We start from the raw sequence: 20,831 nt of genomic DNA, 5'->3' as shown, positions 1-20,831 counted from the left end.
CTTTTAAAGAGGCTTTAAAATTACAGGAAAAAATTGAATCCATTTTGAAGAAGATGGAAGAAGATTATTCTGATGATTTGGTGGATAAGCTAACCAAAGCACAGGAACAATATGAAATGATGGAGGGCTACAGCTTGCAGGCTAAAGCGGAAGAAATTCTGGAGGGAATCGGTTTTAAAACAGAAGATCTTCAGCGACCGCTCAAAACTTTTTCCGGTGGATGGAGAATGAGAGTGATGCTCGCTAAGCTTCTGCTAGAAAAGCCATCACTCTTGATGCTTGATGAGCCTACCAACCACTTGGATTTGCCTTCTATCCAATGGATAGAGAATTATCTAAAGTCCTATGAAGGAGCTTATATCATTGTTTCTCACGATAGAGAGTTTTTGAATAGAACGATTGATATGACCGTTGAGGTAGAACAACAGCAACTGAATGTTTATGCTGGAAATTGGAATTTCTATAATGAAGAAAAAGCATTAAGAGCTGAATTGCAACAAAATGCTTACGAAAATCAGCAACAGAAAATAAAGCAAACGGAGCAATTTATCAGTCGTTTCCGATCAAAGGCTACTAAGGCAAAGCAGGTGCAATCCAGAGTGAAAGCCTTGGATAGAATGGATAAAGTGGATGCAGTAGTAGATAATAATGCTACGATCAATTTCAGCTTCAATATTAATAATAAATCTGGTCGGCATATTATGCGCTTGAATGAAGTCTCTAAATCTTATGGAGACATCAAAATCTTAGAAAATACTGACGCTCATATTGAGCGAGGTGATAAGATTGCCTTGATCGGTGCCAATGGTAAAGGTAAATCGACTTTATTGAGAATTATAGCAGGAGAGGAGAAGATTGAAGGAAAAAGAGAAGAAGGCTATAATGTGGAATTTGGATTTTTCGCTCAGCACCAGTTGGAGTCTCTCAATGTTCAAAATGAGATTTTGGATGAGTTGAAGCAGGCAGGTAGCGACAGAACTGAAATGGAGCTGAGAAATCTATTAGGTTGTTTCCTTTTCAGGGATGAAGAGGTTTTCAAGAAAATCAAAGTGCTGTCTGGAGGCGAGAAATCCAGAGTGGCTTTATCCAAAACCATGATTTCCAATGCGAATTTTCTTCTGCTAGATGAGCCAACTAATCATCTGGATATGCAATCAGAAAACATTCTGATTCAAGCATTGCAGCAATATGAAGGTTCATTCATCACCGTTTCCCACAATAGATATTTCGTATCGAATGTAGCCAACAAAATTTGGTGGATAGAGGATTACCAGGTCAAAGAATATCCGGGTACTTATGATGAATTTCAGCATTGGTTTGCCAAAAGAGAGGCAGCCAAAGCTGATGACCAAAAAGTTGAAGATGAAATAAAAAAAGAGCAAAAAAAGGAAAAACAAACCAAGCCGAGACATCAGCCTGAAGATGCTGAGCTTAAAGCCAAGCAAAAAGAGCTCTCAAAATTAGAAACTCAAATCGAGAAATTGGAATCTGATAAAAATAGTCTGGAAGAAGAATTGGCGAAACCTGATGTTTATGGTAATCCTGATAAGCTTTTTGAAGTGAATCAAGAATTCGATAAAGTGAATAAGGAACTGGAAGCTTATACCGAAAAATGGGAAAGTTTGGCGATGGAGTTGTAGCCCCCGACCCCCAAAGGGGGAGAACGCACGGATTGATATTAGTAGTAAATAAGTAATTTATGGATACGTATTACGCATTTTAGAAAAATGAAGTATCAAATTAAAATACAAAAGTGTTTTAGAGCTGATTCCCCCTTCGAGGGCTAGGGGGCTAGGCTATCATAATCAGGTAAATAAATATAAAAAGTAGTGCCTTCATCTACTTCGCTTTTAATTTCCATTTTACCTTGATTCATTTTCACAAACTCTTTCACTAACTGAAGTCCTAAGCCAACTCCTGCTTCGCCTTTAGTCCCTTTGCTGATTTCAAAATGATTTTCATCAATAAGCAAATCTATTTTAGATTGAGGCATTCCAATTCCGCTATCTGATACTTTTATCAATATAAAAGGATTAGATTTTTCTGCCGATAAAGTAATCTCTCCACCTTCCTCGGTAAACTTAAGGGAATTACTCACCAAATTTCTTAATAGGGTATTCACACTGTTAACATCTGCCCATAAAAAATATTTATCAAGAATATTCGACTCCAAACTTATTTTCTTTGCTTGTGTCATATTGAAAAACAGATCCGTCAATTCACCGATCAATTTCTTAAGCAGAATTCTCTCAGGTTGATAAGGGATTTTTCCTTGCTGCGTTACTGACCAATCCAATAGATTAGTTAATAAGGTAGATAGATTACTGATCGTTTTATCAAAAACAGCATGAATATCATGTAAATCTTTAAGGTCTTGATTCAAAATACTCATTTTCATAATAGCAGATAAGCCTTTAAAGGAATTAACAGGCCCCATCAAATCATGCGCAATAATAGAAAGGAATTTCTCACGAGTTTCATTGATGCCTTCCAGTTGATCTCTCTGAGCCTCAATTTCTTCTTTTCGCTCCTCTAGTAATGAATTTAGCTTTTGTTTCTTTCTGCTATTGCGGTAGTATAAAATGCTGAGTATAGCCAACAACAAAATGATTATAGCCATAGAAGCAAAAATGGCATACTTATTTTTTTGCTCTGCTTTTAATAGCTGAATCTCCGCCTCTCGTTGGTTAACCTCGTATTCAGTTCTCATATCGGCTATTTCCCTGATCTTTTCTTCACTATTGATACTGTCGCGATAAACTAAGTACTGGCTTTGATGAAAATAGGCTTTTTGGTAATCATTTTGGTCATCATACAATTCGGATAATTTAAGATTGGCATCACGGATTTGCTCTTTCAATGAATGTTCCTGAGCTATTGTAAGGCTATGTTCAGCATATTCTATAGCACGTTCTAAATCATTATTTTCTTTGTAAATATCCGCAATATAGAGATCGTACACTGCTATAGGATAAAAATCACCCATGTCTCTTAGAATGACAGTAGCTAGATCCATTTTGTTTTTTGCAATTCGGTGTTCTCCCTTTTGGGCGTGAACCAGGCCCATATTACCTATAGTATAGGCAGTACCCATTAAAAATTCTACTTCTTGGAATATTTTACCCGATTCTTCAAAATAGATTAATGCAGAATCATACTTTCCGATAATTCGGTAAAATTCTCCTGCATTCATTAGGCTTTTGGCCAAATTGGTTGAATCTATTTTATTGTTGCCGTCACGAAGGCTTTCTATTCCTAAGCTGTAATACTTTATCGCTTTATCATAATCCTCGCTTACGCGGTAAAGAGTACCTAAAGCACTGTACATTAAAGACTGCCGTCTGATGTCTTCCTGCTTTTTGGCGAGCTTTAATGCTTCTAAATAATAAAACAAAGCGTCCTCTAAATTCCCGATTTTCTTATAAATATGGCCGAGACGATATTGTATTGGGTATAACCAAATACTATTTTTTGGTTTTTTGGCTATTTTCAAGGCTTCTAAACCATACTTCAAACGCTTTTTAGAATCTAACTGAGAATTTCTTATTATTTCATCATAAACATTAAGCTTTGCAGAATCATTTTTGAATTTATCCTTTATTAATAATTTATTAAGACTATCAAATTCCGCATACTGAGCTATCAAAGAATGACTCAAAAGATAGAAAAGACATAAGAAGAAAATACTTTTTAATAATGATGGGGCTATCTTACCCTTTTTCATCTACTTCTAATTCAGGATCATCCACAAAGGGATCATTCCCTATTTTATACGCAATACTATAAGATTCTGAACCTGTTGCATTTTCACTTACAGTTCCTGTCCAATCGGAAGCTGGATCATTTGGATCTACAGGAGCTGGATTTACAGAAAAAATATCTTGGCTATTTGGTTTGGCCGTAATTCCTGTAATTTGGTCTATTCCTCCATTGGGAACTAGCTTCCAGGTAACCGTATCGCCTTTTTTTACATTGGTTGTGATATTATTTTTACCAGAATGGCCTTCATTATCTGTTAAGTACAGTTGATTGTTGCCTTCTTGTTTACTGATGTTGATGATTTCTGTTGACATGTAGTTTTTGGTTTAGTTTTGTATCCTTCAAATATAGTAATATTTAAATATTAGTTGGTATCATCTTAAGCCACTTTAACTTTTATTGGATGAACTTAAAGTTTTTATAGATAAGTGGTTGTATTTTATCTTGTGAATTAGTTTTGATTTGGTGAAATCATCTCAGAACTAAATAAAAAAGGCAGCATGAATTTGATTCCATGCTGCCTTTAGTCTATTGATAATGTCGTTTAGAACGGTTTCCTTCTACATTTGGAGAAGGATTAAGGATGAGGCTTAGAATATTACCCCAAACGATATCGCTCTTAGCGGGTAATCTGCTTCAGGTCCCCTGTCTTCTATAAAGATTGGGCTCAAATCATAAGTAGCAAACAAGTCTACACCTTTCCATCCTATTTGCGCTTTTAAGCCGTACTTCCAGTTGTTGATATGGAAATTGTTTTTTATCACATCCTTGCCATCATCATCATATTTGAATTTTGATTTGCTGGCAATTCTGTAGCTTCCGAAAGGACCTACACCAATTCTGAAGGCATCACTGCTTTTACCAAGGTGGAACATTGGAACAAAGTTGAAATTCAAGTAAGTGATGTTTAATTTACTTCTAGTTGGGTTAATATCTGGCCTAGATAAATCATTATCTAGTAATTCTACTTGCTCTTGGCCTTTTGTAAATTGATAGTTGTTATCAGCCAGCGCAAAATTGTTCCATAATATTCCTAATTGGAAATTGAATTTTACATAAGGACTAACCGATATTTTATGATTAGAATGAATTCCGTAAGTCCAGGAAGTTAAAGGATCCAAAGCGAAATTTTTATTGTCCGTATCAGGAAATTGATCGCTTGAATTTAAATAGTTGTTCAAACCCACTGAAAATTCAATATCCTGGTCGTGCTTAACGAGTCGGTCTTTATCTTTTTCTACCACTTTCTCTTTATTGAAAGCCGTACTGAAATCTTTTTCAAATTCACTACCCCAGTCATTTTCTGAATCATCATCACCGTTTGTAAATATTTTACCCATTTGAAAATGTGCATCTGCATTAGCAGAATAATCTCTGATAAAGCCTATGCCGGATTCAGGCATATTCGTAGTAGATGCTGTGCCAGAATATCCGTCATTGCAATCTACTTTTAAGGTGATGGCTTCAATTCTTCCATTAATGATCTGAAGGTTTTCATAAGCAATTTCAATTCCTCTCTTGGAAGCTTCTTCTTTAATTCTGTCCAATTCAGTTCTAGAAGTAGTCTCTAAGATTTGAACTTTGTACAGATCATTACTTTTTGTACTTAACTCACTCAGGTAATAATAATCACCTGATTGTTTGATTAAATACGTCACATTTTCTCCTGCTACAAGAACTTCTTCGTCATTTAAGTCTCCTGCATTTTCAGAAATGCTTTCCAGTATTTTCTTCAAATTCAAAGCTTTTACATCTTCCTTATCCTGAATATTATTCAAGATAATTTTAACCATTTCTCCATTTGCTTGGATCACCTTTAAAGTGTCGGTATTCCAACTATTTGCACTGGCCATTTGACTGAAAAGGCCAAAACAAACTATTATCGATATTTTTAGTATATTTTTCATATCTGTGTCTTTTTCTTTGTTAATTATTTTCTTTTTTATTGAACTGAAATGCAGAAGCAAACAATTCGTTTTTTGCACTTCTCAAGTCCGCTAAACTGAATTCACTGGCCAGTGATTTAAGCTTTTTGTTACTCTTTACTATTAAATTCTCTTCTTTTTTAGTTTCTGCATAAGCATAGTGAATTTCAACTATTACCTTATTTTCTTGCTTTTGAGGTGATAATCTTAATTCAGGTATTCTATTAATTCCAAAATCAGCTTCAAAACCATTTACCTTTTCGATGGAGGCCATTCTGTTGAACTCTTCTATTGCTGGTTTAGCTAAAGTTGGTTTTGTAGTTTGTACTGAACTGTTACGCTTTTCAACTGAATTTTGTACCGGTACTTCTTTAGCAATTTCCGGTTTCGATATAATATCATTTCCTGAAAAGCTTAGCTGAGCACTGTTTAATTCAATTTTGGCAATATTTTGTTCTTCTGTCTGATTAAAATTATATACCAATCCGAATGATAAAACCAAAAGGATACTAACACTAGCGGCTATCATCCACGGGAATCCCTTTTTTTGCTTCTTCCCTTTCATTTGGGCTTGCACTTTGGCAAAAGCATCGGCTGAAACCGGTTCGCTGTGGCGCTCCAGTTTTTGCTTGAATAATTGATCTATTTTATGAGTTTCCATGACTTATTGATATTTCTTGTTCCATTTCCGCTAAGCGCTTTTGCAAGTAAACCCTTGCTCTGCTCAACTGCGATTTGGAAGTGTTTTCATTAATTTTTAACTGTTCGGCTATCTCCTTATGAGAAAAGCCTTCAATGGCATAGAGGTTAAAAACCGTTCTATACCCTACAGGAAGCTCTGCTATCATTTGCATTAAATCTTCTGTTTGCAAATGGTCTTCCATGGCATCCAAATTCGGCAAGTGATATGCTTCTTCTATATCGATATTCAGTTGCATGTTTTTATGCTTCCGCAGATATTGCAAAGATTCATTTACCATGATGCGTTTCATCCAGCCTTCAAAATTTCCTTCTCCCGTATATTGTTCTATTCGTTCGAATATTTTTGTGAAGGCGATTATCATCACACCTTCTGCTTCCAATACGTCTTTTACATACCGTCTGCAAAGGCCGAGCATCCTCCCGGAGTATTTGTCAAACAAGGCACGCTGTGCACTTGCTTTCTGCTTAATGCATCCTGCTATTAAGTCTTCTTCCGTTTTAGATTTGTTGATAAACACTTTCATTTTTGCTGGTTACATTAAGAAGATGCAGATAGTTTGCCATCGGTTGCGTGGGTTGATAAAGTTTTTTGAAATTTAACGAAATTATTGCATTGAAATGTTTCTAGGGTATTTATTTCCGTATTGCAAATGCGATAATTTCAAGCGTCCTCATTGCCTCATTGGGGTGGCTTTGGCACAAACTAGGACCAGGGAACGATTCGGATTATTGATTTTCTTGACTTAATTCAGCTGCTTTCCGCATCTTGTTGATTTCCTTTAAAGCTTTTTCTGATATTTCTTGTGTTCTTTCTCGATTAAGGTCTAATTGTTTTCTTTGTTCTATTGCTATTTTATTTGCTATTTCTGCTCGCTTTCTTTACTCTTCAATCAAATCAGAATATTTGTCAGTAAGAGCCTCTTGCTCTTCAGCTTTTTGTTTCTGAGAAAATCCAAATATAATGGAGGCTGCAGTAAGGATGGAAAGGACAGCTATAATAAGGTTCTTTTTCATGAGATTAGTCGATATTATAGAAGTAATTTAGTTTTTAATTTTTTTAAATCCTCTTAAAGCTATCAGCTTTAATTAAAACTAGTCATCATCAATTCTATTTTGTCAAATAATTCACCAACGCCTAATGCAGCCCATAAGATAAAGATTGCTAATAATACTTTAGTGAACTTAGGTATTGTAATGTCAGTCAATTTTTTGATATAACCATAAATTGGTAAATAGTATATTAATGAGCATAACATTATAAATATGCCAAAAAATGGGTCATTGCCCCAAAAAGTGTTTACAAATCCTATTGCCAAAGCTAAAATTCCGAATAACCAACTGATTAAATGTCCGATTCTTGTTTCCATGTCATTTATATTTTTAACAAATATAATGTTTACTTTGAAATACAAAGTACTTTTATATAAATATTTTAGTATAGTCTTAATAAATACCTCGAAATCACTAAACCAAATATAATTGAGATGAATACGGGACAAGTCTTGCTCGGAGAGAGCGGAAAGTTTAGCGTACCAGCAGTAAACTTTCCTGATTTTTCTATCTTTTTTATCAATTCCTCACAGTCTTTCCAACCACAGGTTGGTCAGCCTTTGGCTGAGAACTGAACCTAAAGGGAGGTAACTTTGTAGATGATATGAGATTTCCTCCTTCTTGTTCAGGCATTTTCGAACTCATCCCGATCCGAAAGCTGGCGGACCACCCTTCTCTTCAAAAAGAGAAGGGAATAATACTGAAGCAATCATTCTAAAATGTATAAGGGGACTTTATTTATCCCCTCTCTTTTGAAAAGAGAGGGGAAGATTTGTCAAAGACAAATCAGGGGTGAGTTGTTAATTGGCAGTTTAGCAATAGGCTAATCGAGCTAGTTATATAGTAGAAAAAAGATTAGGTTAAAAATGAAAACAAAGAACATTGCCATTCGAGTTGTCAAAATGATAAAACCTATGGTATTCCTATAATATAAGTTCAATAATTTTTGCATCCTCATTACCCCATTGGGATGCTAGTGCACAAAAGAGGTCGAACAAACCTTGATATGTAATATTGATATTTAATTGAATGGAGTTTTGCACCTATTCAACCTTATTATAAATCACTGGCATTTGTCCTTTCCATTTTTTCCAAATATCATCATTTAGAATAAGTTGCGACATTAAATGTGCCACATTTATTCTGCTGGTTTTTCCTGCTTTAAAAACTGCACTTGTGGTAGGGGATGGATGCAGGCTGTAATCCGTAAGCTGTTCTTCATCAATTAAAGTATCTGGTCGGACGACCACCCATTCAATTTTGGGATTGACTTGGCCAACTTGAAGTCTTAAATAATCAGATGCCTTTTCATTGTCTGCATGCGGAGGAATAAATAATCGTATCAAGGCCATTAGAATTTTTTGTGCTGTAGAGATGGGTTCCTTCAGATCTCTATTTTGATTGCCAACTGTATTCATCAAAACAAATTTCATCGGTTTATCAGCATTGTTTTGTAAAATAGCTTCACAGATGAGTTGAATCGCGTTGGTGACGAGTCTGCGAGGCTTTCCGAATAAGCCCTTAAAAGTAAGATTGTGTCCCAAACAAGAGGCCACTGCATCACAATCAGAAATGATGACAGCCATTTCATCACTATTTATTTCTGCAATATTCCTATGAACCATATGGATTTGCTCATTGTGCTGCCATAATTCAGGAATATGGGCAGAAGGGCGAACCAGAATTTTGACTTCTTTTCGTGCAAATAGTAGTTGCTCGACTAAAAGTCTTCCTGTTGCTCCACTTGCGCCAACAATTAAGGTCTTCATAAGGTCTTTAGTTTTCAATCAAATATAAACTAAAGTATTTATTATATGAAATAGGGAATTTTGAAATAGAGTGTTAAATTTTTAAATCACAATCAATTAAATAAGTATCATTGAATAAAGGAGAATTTGAAGGGTATGAGAACTTTTTTCCATTTCCATCAAAAAACTCAAAATAAACACTGATTTTATTTGATCGTGATAACTCATTTTTAGGAATAATCATTTCGAAGTAAACATGTCTGTCTTTAGAATTATTAGTAGCAGTAAACTCTTTAATACAGATTGCCTCTGTATTTAAAATGCAGGGCTTAAGTCTTACTTTTGAAAACATTAAAGACTTACAAACCAAATATTCGGATTTATAAGTAATAGGGCTAAAATTTCTGTCAAGAAGCGAATCTATTTTATTGTTATTATTATAGTCTACCCAAATCGTATAAAAATCTAATTTTGGCCATTTACCATCTAATTCATTTGTTTCATCTCCTATGAAATCAAATTTAAATTTTATGTCTTTCTCTAAACATTCATAAGTCACAATATGATTTTCATTTTTTATAAGATAATTATCATCTAGTGGATTTTTCTCATTCATGCTTTCAAGGTTAACCGAGTTCATAATTAATATTATAAATGAGAAGATGATTGATAAATTTGATGCCATATAAAAAGGGTTTAGTTTTTATCCAAAGTTATTGAAATAGTATGAGAATTGTAAAAAGCAAATAAGTCAACAAATCACTCACCTCAAAACCCTTACACCTCAAAATCTCAACACCTACTACACTCATGTAATTCTGCTACCATATTTCACTCGAATTTCTTAGATTACTTTTCAAATCAAAAAATCAGTTCTTATGAAGAAAATATATCTATTCCTTTTAATGGCTTTTGTTTCTGCAGAGACTTTTGCGCAGGGTACAATGCTTTTGCGGCAGCCTACTTTATCTGCGGAGCATGTGGTATTTGTTTATGCCAATGATTTATGGAAAGCTCCATTAGCAGACGGTGATGCCATTCGCCTGACGACCAATGAAGGCTATGAATCAACTCCTCATTTTTCTGATGATGGTAAATGGGTTGCTTTCAGTGCTGAATACGATGGTAATACTGACGTTTATGTAATACCCATTGAAGGCGGAAACCCTAAAAGATTGACCTATCATCCGGGTGGAGATTATGTACAAGCTTGGACTCCAGAAGGAGAAATTTTATTCCGAACTGGAAGAAAGGCTCATCCTACTAAAACCTCTCAATTATATACTGTATCAGTTGAAGGTAGTTTCCCTCAGCCATTGGTGGATATAAGAGCTTCGTATGGAGAAGTTTCTCCTGATGGAAATTATTTAGCTTATACCCCGATTACATCATGGGATCCTGAATGGAGAAATTATCGTGGTGGACAAGCCATGCCGATTTGGATTTTGAACTTGCAGAATCAGGAATTGACCAGAACTCCACAATTAGACAAGGAAAGACATCTTGATCCGGTTTGGGTAGGGCAGAAGGTCTATTACTTATCCGAAAGAGATTATGTTAGTAATATTTGGAGTTACGATTTAGCATCACAAAAAGAGGAACAAATTACCTTTCATAAAAAATTCGATGTAAAGAGCCTGGACGCTTTCGGAGAACAAGTTGCATATGAACAAGGCGGCTATTTACATGTGCTTAACGCCAATGATAAATCAAGCAAACAATTGGAAATCAATGTCATGGGTGATTTGAATTTTAGCAGAGAAAGATGGGAAGATGTTACCGCAGGAACTGTAAGTAATCCAAATCTTTCACCCAATGGGAAAAGAGCCATTTTTGAGCATAGAGGAGATGTTTTTACCTTTCCGAAAGAGGAGGGAAGCTGGAGAAATATTTCCCAGAGTAGTGGTGTGGCTGATAGATATCCGGTTTGGTCGCCGAAAGGAGATAAAATTGCCTGGTTTTCAGACGCTAGCGGTGAATATCAATTAGTAGTTGCCAATCAATTTGGAGAAAACCAAAAATCATATGCGCTGGAAAATCCTACTTTCTATTTCACTCCGGATTGGTCTCCTGACGGTAAATTGATAAGTTATACGGATACCGATTATAATTTGTGGTATATCAGCTTGGAAAATGGAGCAGTAAAAAAAGTAGATACTGATGGCTATGCGCATCCAAACAGGACCATGAATCCGAACTGGTCGCCCGATAGCCGATATATTGCTTATGAAAAACAGCAAAATAGTCATTTCAAAGCTATTTTTATTTATGATACTCAATCTGGCCAAACACATCAAGTGTCTGATCCATTAGCGGATGCTACTTCTCCACAGTGGGATCAGTCAGGGAAATATTTGTATTTCTTAGCAAGTACTGATTATGGTTTGAATTCAGGTTGGTTGGATATGAGTTCTTATGATCCTTCGGTAAGCAGAGCTTTGTATGCAATAGTTTTAAGTGCTGATGGTCAAGCTCCAAATTTACCTGAAAGTGATGAGGAAGAAGCAAAGAAGACAGAGGAAGAAAATACTAAGGACAAAAAAGATAAAAAGGATAAAAAAGAAGAAGAAACGGTCGTGAAAATTGATTTTAATAATATTCAAGACCGTATAGTTTCATTAAAGCTGCCCGAACGAAATTATCAATTTATCAAAAGTGGTCAGAAGCATAAAATTTTCATTGCAGAATCAATACCTAATCAGCAAGGATTGAAAGTGCATAACTATGATGTGAAAAAGGAAAAAGCGGAGGATTTTGAAGAGGGTGTAAGTCAAATGGTACTTTCCAAAAATGGTGATTATACGCTTTTTCAAAAAGGTGGGAACTGGAATATTAGTGAAACAAAAGGAAAAGTAAAGCCTGAAGATAAAATTTCAGTATCAGCCAAAATAAATGTGGTGCCTAAAGCTGAGTATGCACAGATTTTTAAAGAAGGCTGGAGATTTATGCGTGACTTCCTTTATGTGGACAATGTACATGGTGCACCTTGGGATAAAGTGTATAGTTGGTATCAGCCATGGGTTGAACATGTGCATCACAGAACTGATTTGAATTATTTAGTGGATATTTTAAGTGGTGAGGTGGCAATTGGTCATTCCTATGTTTCAGGTGGTGATATGCCGGATGTAGACAGGGTCCCAGTTGGTTTGCTGGGAGCTGATTTTGAAATTGAAAACGGTTATTATAAAATCAGCAAGATTTATGATGGTGAGCATTGGAACCCAGATATTGATGCGCCTCTTGGTTTAACTGGCCAAAAGGTAAAAGAAGGAGATTATATATTAGAAGTAAATGGTAGAAATATTACGGCTAATGATAATATCTATGAGCATTTTGCCCAAACTTCAGGAAGAACGGTTTCTATTATGGTCAATAGCACTGCATCAAAATCAGGATCAGAAAGAGTATATGTGAAGCCTGTGGGTAACGAATATCGCCTAAGATATATTGATTGGGTAGAAGGTAACAGAAGAAAAGTAGATGAAATGTCAGACGGAAAACTGGCTTATGTTTATATTCCTAATACCAGTGGACCTGGCTTTACCAGCTTTAATCGTTATTATTTTGCACAGCAAGATAAAAAAGGAGTGGTATTAGATGAGAGAAATAATGGTGGTGGCTCAGCGGCAGATTACATGATTGATATCATGACCCGCGAACCCATTGGTTATTTCAACAGCAAAGCCGGAGATAATCGTCCATGGACTTCACCAATTGCAGGTATTTGGGGACCAAAAGTGATGATCATTAATGAAAGAGCGGGTTCTGGTGGCGATTTATTGCCTTATATGTTTAAGAAAAAAGATATTGGGCCTTTGGTAGGGACTCGCACTTGGGGCGGACTTGTAGGTACCTGGGATACGCCAAGATTTATTGATGGCGGAAGAATGGTAGCTCCAAGAGGAGGATTTTATGATACTGATGGTGAATGGGCTGTAGAAGGAGAGGGAGTAGCGCCTGACATTGAAGTAATAGATGATCCTAAATTGGCTTTACAAGGTAGAGATGCGCAATTGGAAAAAGCGGTGGAAGAAGCGTTGAAATTATTGGAAACAGAGGAATTTGAAATGCAGCCTGAGCCGGAAGCTCCTGTGAGATGGAAACGACCTGAGGATAATTAGTAATTTAATATCATCTCAAATATTAATGTTGTATAAAATGCATTAACATAAGAGCTTTGAAAAACCACCTATTTAAAAGTAATGTTTTGATGTACTTAACATTATGAAAAAGGTCGACCAAAATTCGGTCGACCTTTTTTTATAGGAAGTGGGAGTATCCCTTAAACCTTATAAATTTCTAAATTAGGACTTAAGCAAATCTCTTAATACTTAATCATTTTAGACATAACATAATTTCCTTTACCATCCTGTAATCGGATAATATAACTTCCAATTGCTAAATGATTCAAATCGATTTGAGTTTGGCCATTTTGAAGTTGTATTTTTTTATGAATAACCCCTTTTATGTCAAATATTATCAATTGGTTTGCCTCTAGAGCATTTTCCAGGTTTAAATTCAATATGTTTTTTACTGGATTGGGGTAAAAGCTAAAACTCATCAAATTATCAGGATTATTGGCGGTTACTCTACCGGTTTCTGTCACTTTGATCTTTCCGTCTTCAACTACAGCTTCTACACTTACCACTTCCCCCTGTTCACCACTTAAATTAAAATCAATATCTGAAGTTTCGTCAGTTTCCACACCCGGATATTCAACTCTTATTCTATAATCCCCACTAGGGAGGTTAGGGAATGTAAATTCACCGTTTTCATCGGTTTTAACATAAGCCACTAACTCATAATCATTATCCAACAATCTGAGGCTAGTTTCTGGCCTTGAGGAGCCCGTAAGTCTTCTTACACTGACTCCGGCACCACTTACTCTCTTCCTTGGTAAAAATCTTAATGAAGAATCTGCTTCTTCAAATTCTTCTTCAATAATTCCGGATATTTCTGAGCCGGGTTCCGTTAGTGGTTCAGGTTCCTTTTCTACATTAATAGTTATTCCACTTATACTTTGTTGTAAAAATAGAGTGTCAGCAACCTGCCAATCCAAAGTATTCCCTAAATAGGTAGGAATCAAATTTGGATATTGGATTTCATCAGGATCAGCCAAAATGATATAGTCGCCTAATATTAAATTTTCAAAATTGAAAGTACTGCTGCCTGCTAATGACTGAACCGCAGCGGTATCATATTTATTGGCAAAAGGATTAATGGCAAATAGCCTAACATTTCCTTCATTTACATTTACATTATCGATATCTACTACATTTCCAGAAAGGTTGGCTGCAATAGTTTCATAGGGGATATAAGTCCTATGGCTTCGCTTCCCTGTTGCATCTACCGCCTGGAAAACTAAATCATAAATTTGATTAGGCTCAATGCCAGACCGATTAGGTAAAAATTCAACTTCTAAATTTGTAGAAGGAGTAAATCCTCTTACACTATAAGGGGATGTTGATTGATTATTTCTTCTATAAAGATATCTTATCCGAGCAATATTATTTTCATTATTGGATTTCACATTGAGCTTAGCTGATAATCTTGCTCCAATTACAATATTATAAATTGATGGTACAGGTGGTAAACCACTTAATTGATAAGGATCAGTTCCGGCATAAGCACCTTGCGCTAGGCTGGCATCAATAGGTATGTAATCGTTATCAACAGAAAAAGTACCACTCGAATTAGTGAAAAGACCCTCTTCATAAGCAATATTATTACTAAAAGTGTTCGTGCCTGTTCCTTGTGTCCCTACAATACTATTAGAAAAGCTTATTCCATTAATACTATCGTTAATGAATCGAATATTATTGTAATCAAATACCATATTTCCTAAGCTGTTTTTATTAGGAGAGATGATATCGAAGAAAGTACTTATCGTATCTATGATATTATTCCGAACATCAAAATTATCATAGGATCTAATGGCATTTTGAACGGTAGTCGAAGCAAATTGTAAGTCCCCAATAATATTTCTAAGTATCCTTATACTATCATTTTTATCGATTAAAGTCAAATTTTGTAGGTTATTACCAACAATATTAACATTTTCTAAAACATCAGTGGCCGAAGAGGATTGGTTGTTGAGCCTTAATAATCTTGCAGATATTCCGTAAACCGCACTTCCATCCGATGAAGCAGTTAAATCAATAAAATCTACTGTAGCTGCTTGTTTGTTAAATTGCGTTTCAGGGTTTTCCTCTAAGAAATATCCAGGCCCTATAAAAACCCTTGGACCATCTACTATAGCTCCAGTATATGGTTCATTAGAACCGGCTATATAAAGAGTATCACCTCCTTTAGTGGCTGCTACAGCTTGAGATAAATTCCTAAAGTCTGCGATAGTTTCGGCTCTATTATCCACATACCAATTGGTTTTTCCTCCAGCAATTTTTAAATTAATGGGTGCTGAGTTTAATACTAAATCAACTAAACTAGGATGTGTTGCTCTCAATATATAGCGACCTGATTTAGCAGTGGTAAAATTATCTATAGTCAAAGTATTGTTAATAGCGTTAGCTAAAGAATCACCATTTAAGATCCATTGGTAGTTAGTGCTGTCAAATGCATTAATTGCAGAACTTATATCGTGAGAAGCGCCAATCGCTACTTCAATATCCTGAGGAGTGCCAATTCTGCGTTGCGGGCTATAATTGTAATTTACAATTGCTAGATATGGAATTAAACTTTCAAATTGTAGTTGATTATTGGATAGGTTAACTGTTTGTAAATTAGGTAGAGCACTAATATCAGGCATAAAATCAAAATTATTAGAGCTGATATCAAAAGTGTTCAAATTTCCAGCTGAAGTAATTTCTATTGGGAAAGCACCTTCTAAAAGATTATTTCTTAAATAAAGTGAATTAAGGTTGATTAAATTCCCAATTCTCTGATCGATGGTTCCGGTGAATTGCTGTTCTGATAAATCCAGCCCATAAAGATTAGTTAAATTATATACTCCTTCAGGAAATGCTCCTCCATTAGCTTTAGTATTCCATATAGAAAGAAATTCTAATTGTGTTAACTCCCCTAAATTATCCGGTAAGTCAACCAAAAGATTTCGGTTTCCTCCAGCTTGCAATGCTCTGAAGTTTGGCATATTAAGAACATCAGGTAATGTTCCGGTGAAATTGTTACCACTAAACCAGAATTCTATCAAGGAAGGACAGTTTAAAATTTCAATAGGCACTTCACCACCCAAATTTAAATTCTCCAGATATAAAAACTGTAAACTATCCATTTGACCTATTGCTATAGGGATTCCTCCCTCAAGCATATTATTACTTAAGTCTAAGATCCTTAGTTTCCGAAGCTGACCTATTTCTGGTGGTATCTGTCCAACTAATTCGTTTCCATTTAAGCTTAATTCATCTAGACTAGGAGCATTGACTATCTCAGGAGGAATAGTATCTGAAATAAAATTATTGAATATTCTTAATTCGATTAGCCTTTGCTGAAAAGCTTCAGGGTAGATAGGGCCTGTGAAATTACAATCATGTGCAGATATTCTCTCCAAGGCCGGAAGGTTTCTAATAAAATCGAATAATTCACCACCTAAATTGGGATTAACATAGAAATACATATTCACTAAAGAATCTAGGTTCTTAAAGCTTTGGGGTAAAGTTCCATTTAGATTATTATTATTTAAATCTATACTTGTGACCCTTCCTTCTGCATTTAATTGCACACCATACCATTGATTAAGTGGCAATGTAAGCCAACCATCTGCGTTAGTCCATGCAGTATCCCCAGGATTTGTTGCATTATATAAATCTACCAAAGCTAAAGAATCTTCAACATTACCATTAACTAAGACCGATAAAAATCCTTGCCGGGATTGGTAGGTTCCGGATTTTAAATTCTGTGTACTATATACGGAAGGTGAAACTTGCATACTTACACTTCCGCTTTCTACTTTAGCCGCAAAATTTCCATAATTATACCGAATTTGTTGTTGGGCAATTAATATTTGGTTTCCAAAAAATAGTGTGGCTACCAGAAAAATTAAAAATCGTTTCATAGACATAGATTTCAAAAAATGTGATTATTATTTTAAAATTAATTTACAGCTATTTTTTATCTAAAGACAATAACTTTTCCAACTTATCAATTTTTTCAGATAATATTTTTGTCTCATTAAGTGCAGTAGTCAAGGCTTCATTTTCCTTTTCTAAATTCTCCACTTTTGCATTTAACTCTTTGATGGCTTCTATTAATACTGCTGTCATCTGAGCATAATTCACTGATTTATATCCTTCTTGATTGGTATGTACAAATTCCGGATATACTTCTTCCACTTCTTGGGCAATTACCCCAATCTGTCTCTTTTGTGATTTGTTTTGGTCTTTCCAGTAGTAGGAGGCACCCCTCAATTTAAGAGTATTCTCCAATGAATTGTCTAGTGTGGTTATTCCCTTTTTGTAGCGTTTGTCAGAAGTCTGATTTACTGTTACAGCATTAATAACTCCAGTTGAGCCATTTAAGGTAATCGTGGTATTAACACTATCATCTTTCATTGCTATAAAGGCATGAGAAGAACCAAATCCATCAGGTCTAACTTCAAGTTGAAGTCTTAAATTATCAATAGCAGTGTTGTCTTCTCCATATAAATGAATTATTCCATTGGTTTGAGAGCCAACTGCAACATTTTGAAAACTACCAATCCCTGTTGTACCATCCAAAGTTATACTTTGATTACCTAAAGTATCTCTAACATCAATTTTGCCATTGAAATTACCCCAGCCTTGGTCACCATTAAATGAAATTGTGGGGGCACCTGTACTATTTCTGATTTGTATTCCTCCAGCCCCTGTTTCGTTGAAATTTCCATTTAACGATACTGTGTTAGTACTTGCACCAGCCTGGTTATTTTGAAAATTTAGAAACCCGAATTCTTGTAAGCCGTCACTACTTCTACTTACACCGAGGTCCAAAGCTGAATAATACCAACCACCTCCATCACCTATGGCACCATAAGCTGACATATTTGCTAAATCATGATCTTGCCATCCAGCTGATCCAAAGAGAAAATTGGGAGAAGAATCCGCAAATAAATCTAAACTTCCACTAACCCCGGTCGGGTCGGCTCCTCCGTTATCTTGACTTATTGATAATCGAGCCTGACCTCCACCATTTGACCTATTTATCTCTAATTGAGCTGTTTCTTCCCCACCTGGCAATGCAATTACTTTAAACCGACCTAAGCCAAAATTTGGCTGAACAGAACCTTCTAAATACACTTCTGGGTATTTTCCATCTGCAAAAGAACCTAATAATAGAGCTCCGCTTAAGGCTTCAGCACTGTCGTATGAGATTAATTGTGTGAAACCATCATTGCCATAACCTCCGAACCAGCCCACATTTGTATGGTTACTATTATTTGTATATAAACTTCCACTTCCCTTGTTAGTTACTCTTAATTGAGCACCTAAGAATCCAAGCGAATCAAATAACATAAACCTACCTCCGTAAGCTCCTCCCGAAAATACTTTAAGTGAGTCATTAGCACCATATAATCGTAACTGGCCATCTGAATCTCTCGGTAATAATTCTCCCCTTAGTTTGCCTGTTGAATCTTTTATTTTTATAGATTCACCATTTTTGGTTAATGATGTTCCATTTATAAGAGGTTTGTATAGTGTAACGCTGCCTATATTTGTAGTGTCTACTGTTATGCTTAATGGAGTTTCACTAACATTTGCAAAAATTGAATCAGGTAACAAAGTAATTTCACCAAGTACTACATTGTAGATGCCATTGTCAATAGGTACCCCTACAATGGTTTCAGTCCATCCGTAATCAGGAAGTTCAAATATAAAAGTTTTAGTGCCATTTACAGGAACTCCAGATTCTTCCAAATATCCTTGGAAAGGAAGTTTTTGTGCTGTTAAAATAAATCCGAATAAAAAGAAAGCGAGAAATAAGTAAACCTTTTTCATTACATATTAAGTTTAGTTTTTATATGTAATATAATGGTTAACATTTAAGTATGAAAGACCAATTCTGTAAAATACCTATTAATAGGTATGGTTAGATTAAGGGTTTTCGATGAAGCTCTCTATATTACAGATTAAATTAGAAGTAAGATTGAACGGGTTTGATATCAGAAATCTATGAAAGTGAAAAGTTAAAAATAGGTCTGTTAAGGATACCCCTGGCTATAATAAAGAACAATTGAACGATATGACTTCTCTTGAAAAATGATTTTTTTCAAATTAGATAGGGATACTTTATTTAGGGAGTTTCTGAAGCTCTTTTTGATTGGTTAAAATTCTTTCCTCTACGATAGAATATATTCTTTTATCAATTAATCTGGAATTGGAAGTGTATTGATCAAACTCTTGAACTGTCAAATTTCCAATAATCATTCCTTTCAGTTCTGACTTGTATCTGATTTCTTTTTGAAAAATAGAATGAATATAATTTGCTTTCTTATTCTCTGAAATTTTAAAGTATTCGCTCTTTTTGGTAAAGAGCAAATTAGAAAAATGGTTTAATAAAAGGCTGTGAAGTTGTTTTATAATAGGTCTTAAAGTCTCATTTTGAAAGGATTCAATGTCTTTGGTACCAATTTTAACTTCTGCAGAAGGTATTGCAGGTCGGGATTCAGATTTATACATACCCCAAAAAGCAAAAATGAAGCTTTTTGTTTAAGGTTGAGCCTGATTTAATAATTACTCTTAAAATCGAAATCTTCTTTATCGGAGTCTAATAATTTACCTTGCTGGCATTTTAATACTCTGGAAGGATGCGTGTCTAAGAAGCTGTGATCATGAGTTCCCATCAATATGGCTGTACCGCTTTTATTGATGTCTGTAAATAGTTTAAATATACCTTCTGAAACCTCTGGATCTAAATTTCCTGTTGGCTCATCAGCTATTAAAAGGATAGGTTCATTTATTAGTGCTCTTGCTATTACGACTCTTTGTTGTTCCCCACCTGAAAGCTGATGGGGCATTTTATTGTCTACCGCACCTAATCCTACTCCCATCAAAACATCCGCCATACGGGTTTTCATTTTAGACTTTTCTTTCCAGCCAGTGGCTTTCATTACGAAATAAAGGTTTTCAGCTACCGTTCGATCTGCAAGGAGCTGAAAATCCTGGAATATAACACTAATCTTTCTGCGAAGCTGTGCAACTTGCTTTGATTTTATGCCATTTATTTTGAATCCTGCCACTTCCATCTGACCCAAACGCAAATCCAAATCAGCATAAAGCGTTTTCATCAAAGAGCTTTTTCCACTTCCAGTTCTACCAATAAGGTAAACAAATTCCCCTTTACCAATATTTAATGAAATATCACTTAATATTGCTTTATCTTCTTGAAAGATAGTAGCGTTTTCAATGCGGATTACGGGTTCGTTGGAAAATGATGACATCTTAGTTATATGGATTCTAAAATTTAATTATACAAAAAATTATCATTTAATTCTGATTATCAATCAATTACTTCAACTTTGCAGTAATTGTCTATTAGGCGCTATTTAAATGTCTAAAGCCTGAATTTTACCGAAAGGTAATTGATTTATAACTTCCTGCAAGGCATCTTCCTTGCCTTCCAATCCATATTTGTCTAAATTTTTTAACGGACGGTCGGCTCTAAAATAAGCAATTAATACAAAATCATCATCCCTAAG

Annotated in this window: 16 protein-coding genes; 2 read left to right on the top strand and 14 right to left on the bottom strand. The window is 35.2% G+C overall.

Features of this window, described 5'->3' with window-relative positions:
- On the top strand, window positions 1–1,640 hold a 1,640-nt coding region (locus Q0L29_RS12485), incomplete at its 5' end, for an ABC-F family ATP-binding cassette domain-containing protein (protein WP_296622119.1).
- A gap of 143 nt (window positions 1,641–1,783) precedes the next feature.
- On the opposite strand, the gene Q0L29_RS12480 is transcribed toward Q0L29_RS12485, so the two are convergent.
- The 9 genes from Q0L29_RS12480 to Q0L29_RS12440 form a co-directional block, all read right to left on the bottom strand.
- Window positions 1,784–3,724, bottom strand: coding sequence for a tetratricopeptide repeat-containing sensor histidine kinase (locus Q0L29_RS12480; protein WP_296622117.1), 1,941 nt, complete (start codon window positions 3,722–3,724; stop codon window positions 1,784–1,786).
- Window positions 3,711–4,073, bottom strand: coding sequence for a hypothetical protein (locus Q0L29_RS12475; RefSeq protein ID WP_296622116.1), 363 nt, complete (start codon window positions 4,071–4,073; stop codon window positions 3,711–3,713). Before Q0L29_RS12475 ends, Q0L29_RS12480 begins: the two co-directional genes overlap by 14 nt.
- A 276-nt stretch (window positions 4,074–4,349) precedes the next feature.
- A complete protein-coding gene (locus tag Q0L29_RS12470; RefSeq protein ID WP_296622115.1) occupies window positions 4,350–5,666 on the bottom strand; it encodes an outer membrane beta-barrel protein in 1,317 nt (438 codons plus the stop codon).
- A gap of 19 nt (window positions 5,667–5,685) precedes the next feature.
- On the bottom strand, window positions 5,686–6,345 hold the full coding sequence (locus Q0L29_RS12465) for a hypothetical protein (RefSeq protein ID WP_296622113.1): 660 nt from the start codon (window positions 6,343–6,345) through the stop codon (window positions 5,686–5,688).
- Window positions 6,332–6,910, bottom strand: a complete 579-nt coding sequence (locus tag Q0L29_RS12460) for a sigma-70 family RNA polymerase sigma factor (protein WP_296622111.1) — start codon at window positions 6,908–6,910, stop codon at window positions 6,332–6,334. Before Q0L29_RS12460 ends, Q0L29_RS12465 begins: the two co-directional genes overlap by 14 nt.
- Before the next feature lie 355 nt (window positions 6,911–7,265).
- On the bottom strand, window positions 7,266–7,400 hold the full coding sequence (locus Q0L29_RS12455) for a hypothetical protein (RefSeq protein WP_296622110.1): 135 nt from the start codon (window positions 7,398–7,400) through the stop codon (window positions 7,266–7,268).
- Between the two features lie 68 nt (window positions 7,401–7,468).
- Window positions 7,469–7,753 (bottom strand): hypothetical protein, encoded by a 285-nt coding sequence (locus Q0L29_RS12450; protein WP_296622108.1) that lies wholly within the window; start codon window positions 7,751–7,753, stop codon window positions 7,469–7,471.
- A 726-nt stretch (window positions 7,754–8,479) separates the two neighbouring features.
- Entirely contained in the window at window positions 8,480–9,205 is a 726-nt protein-coding gene (locus Q0L29_RS12445; RefSeq protein ID WP_296622107.1) for an NAD(P)-dependent oxidoreductase, read from the bottom strand.
- A gap of 73 nt (window positions 9,206–9,278) precedes the next feature.
- Complete coding sequence (locus tag Q0L29_RS12440) at window positions 9,279–9,800, bottom strand: hypothetical protein (protein WP_296622105.1); 522 nt, start codon at window positions 9,798–9,800, stop codon at window positions 9,279–9,281.
- A 262-nt stretch (window positions 9,801–10,062) separates the two neighbouring features.
- Here Q0L29_RS12440 and Q0L29_RS12435 point away from each other — a divergent pair, with 262 nt between their 5' ends.
- Complete coding sequence (locus tag Q0L29_RS12435) at window positions 10,063–13,305, top strand: S41 family peptidase (protein ID WP_296622103.1); 3,243 nt, start codon at window positions 10,063–10,065, stop codon at window positions 13,303–13,305.
- Between the two features lie 203 nt (window positions 13,306–13,508).
- On the opposite strand, the gene Q0L29_RS12430 is transcribed toward Q0L29_RS12435, so the two are convergent.
- From Q0L29_RS12430 to Q0L29_RS12410, 5 genes are all read right to left on the bottom strand, one after another.
- Window positions 13,509–17,213 carry a T9SS type A sorting domain-containing protein gene (locus Q0L29_RS12430; protein ID WP_296622102.1) on the bottom strand — a complete coding sequence of 1,235 codons (3,705 nt, stop codon included), beginning with the start codon at window positions 17,211–17,213 and terminating at the stop codon, window positions 13,509–13,511.
- A 49-nt stretch (window positions 17,214–17,262) separates the two neighbouring features.
- On the bottom strand, window positions 17,263–19,131 hold the full coding sequence (locus tag Q0L29_RS12425) for a tail fiber domain-containing protein (protein WP_296622100.1): 1,869 nt from the start codon (window positions 19,129–19,131) through the stop codon (window positions 17,263–17,265).
- A 291-nt stretch (window positions 19,132–19,422) separates the two neighbouring features.
- Complete coding sequence (locus tag Q0L29_RS12420; RefSeq protein ID WP_296622099.1) at window positions 19,423–19,812, bottom strand: hypothetical protein; 390 nt, start codon at window positions 19,810–19,812, stop codon at window positions 19,423–19,425.
- A gap of 47 nt (window positions 19,813–19,859) precedes the next feature.
- Window positions 19,860–20,573 carry a cell division ATP-binding protein FtsE gene (locus Q0L29_RS12415; protein ID WP_296622097.1) on the bottom strand — a complete coding sequence of 238 codons (714 nt, stop codon included), beginning with the start codon at window positions 20,571–20,573 and terminating at the stop codon, window positions 19,860–19,862.
- A gap of 105 nt (window positions 20,574–20,678) precedes the next feature.
- A partial coding sequence (locus tag Q0L29_RS12410; protein WP_296622121.1) for a fructose-6-phosphate aldolase occupies window positions 20,679–20,831 on the bottom strand: 153 nt, incomplete at its 5' end.

The organism is Marivirga sp. (genome assembly GCF_024636815.1).
Taxonomy (GTDB): domain Bacteria; phylum Bacteroidota; class Bacteroidia; order Cytophagales; family Cyclobacteriaceae; genus Marivirga.
The sequence above is the reverse complement of the archived record's forward strand: the minus strand, read 5'-3'. Positions and strand labels throughout refer to the sequence as shown.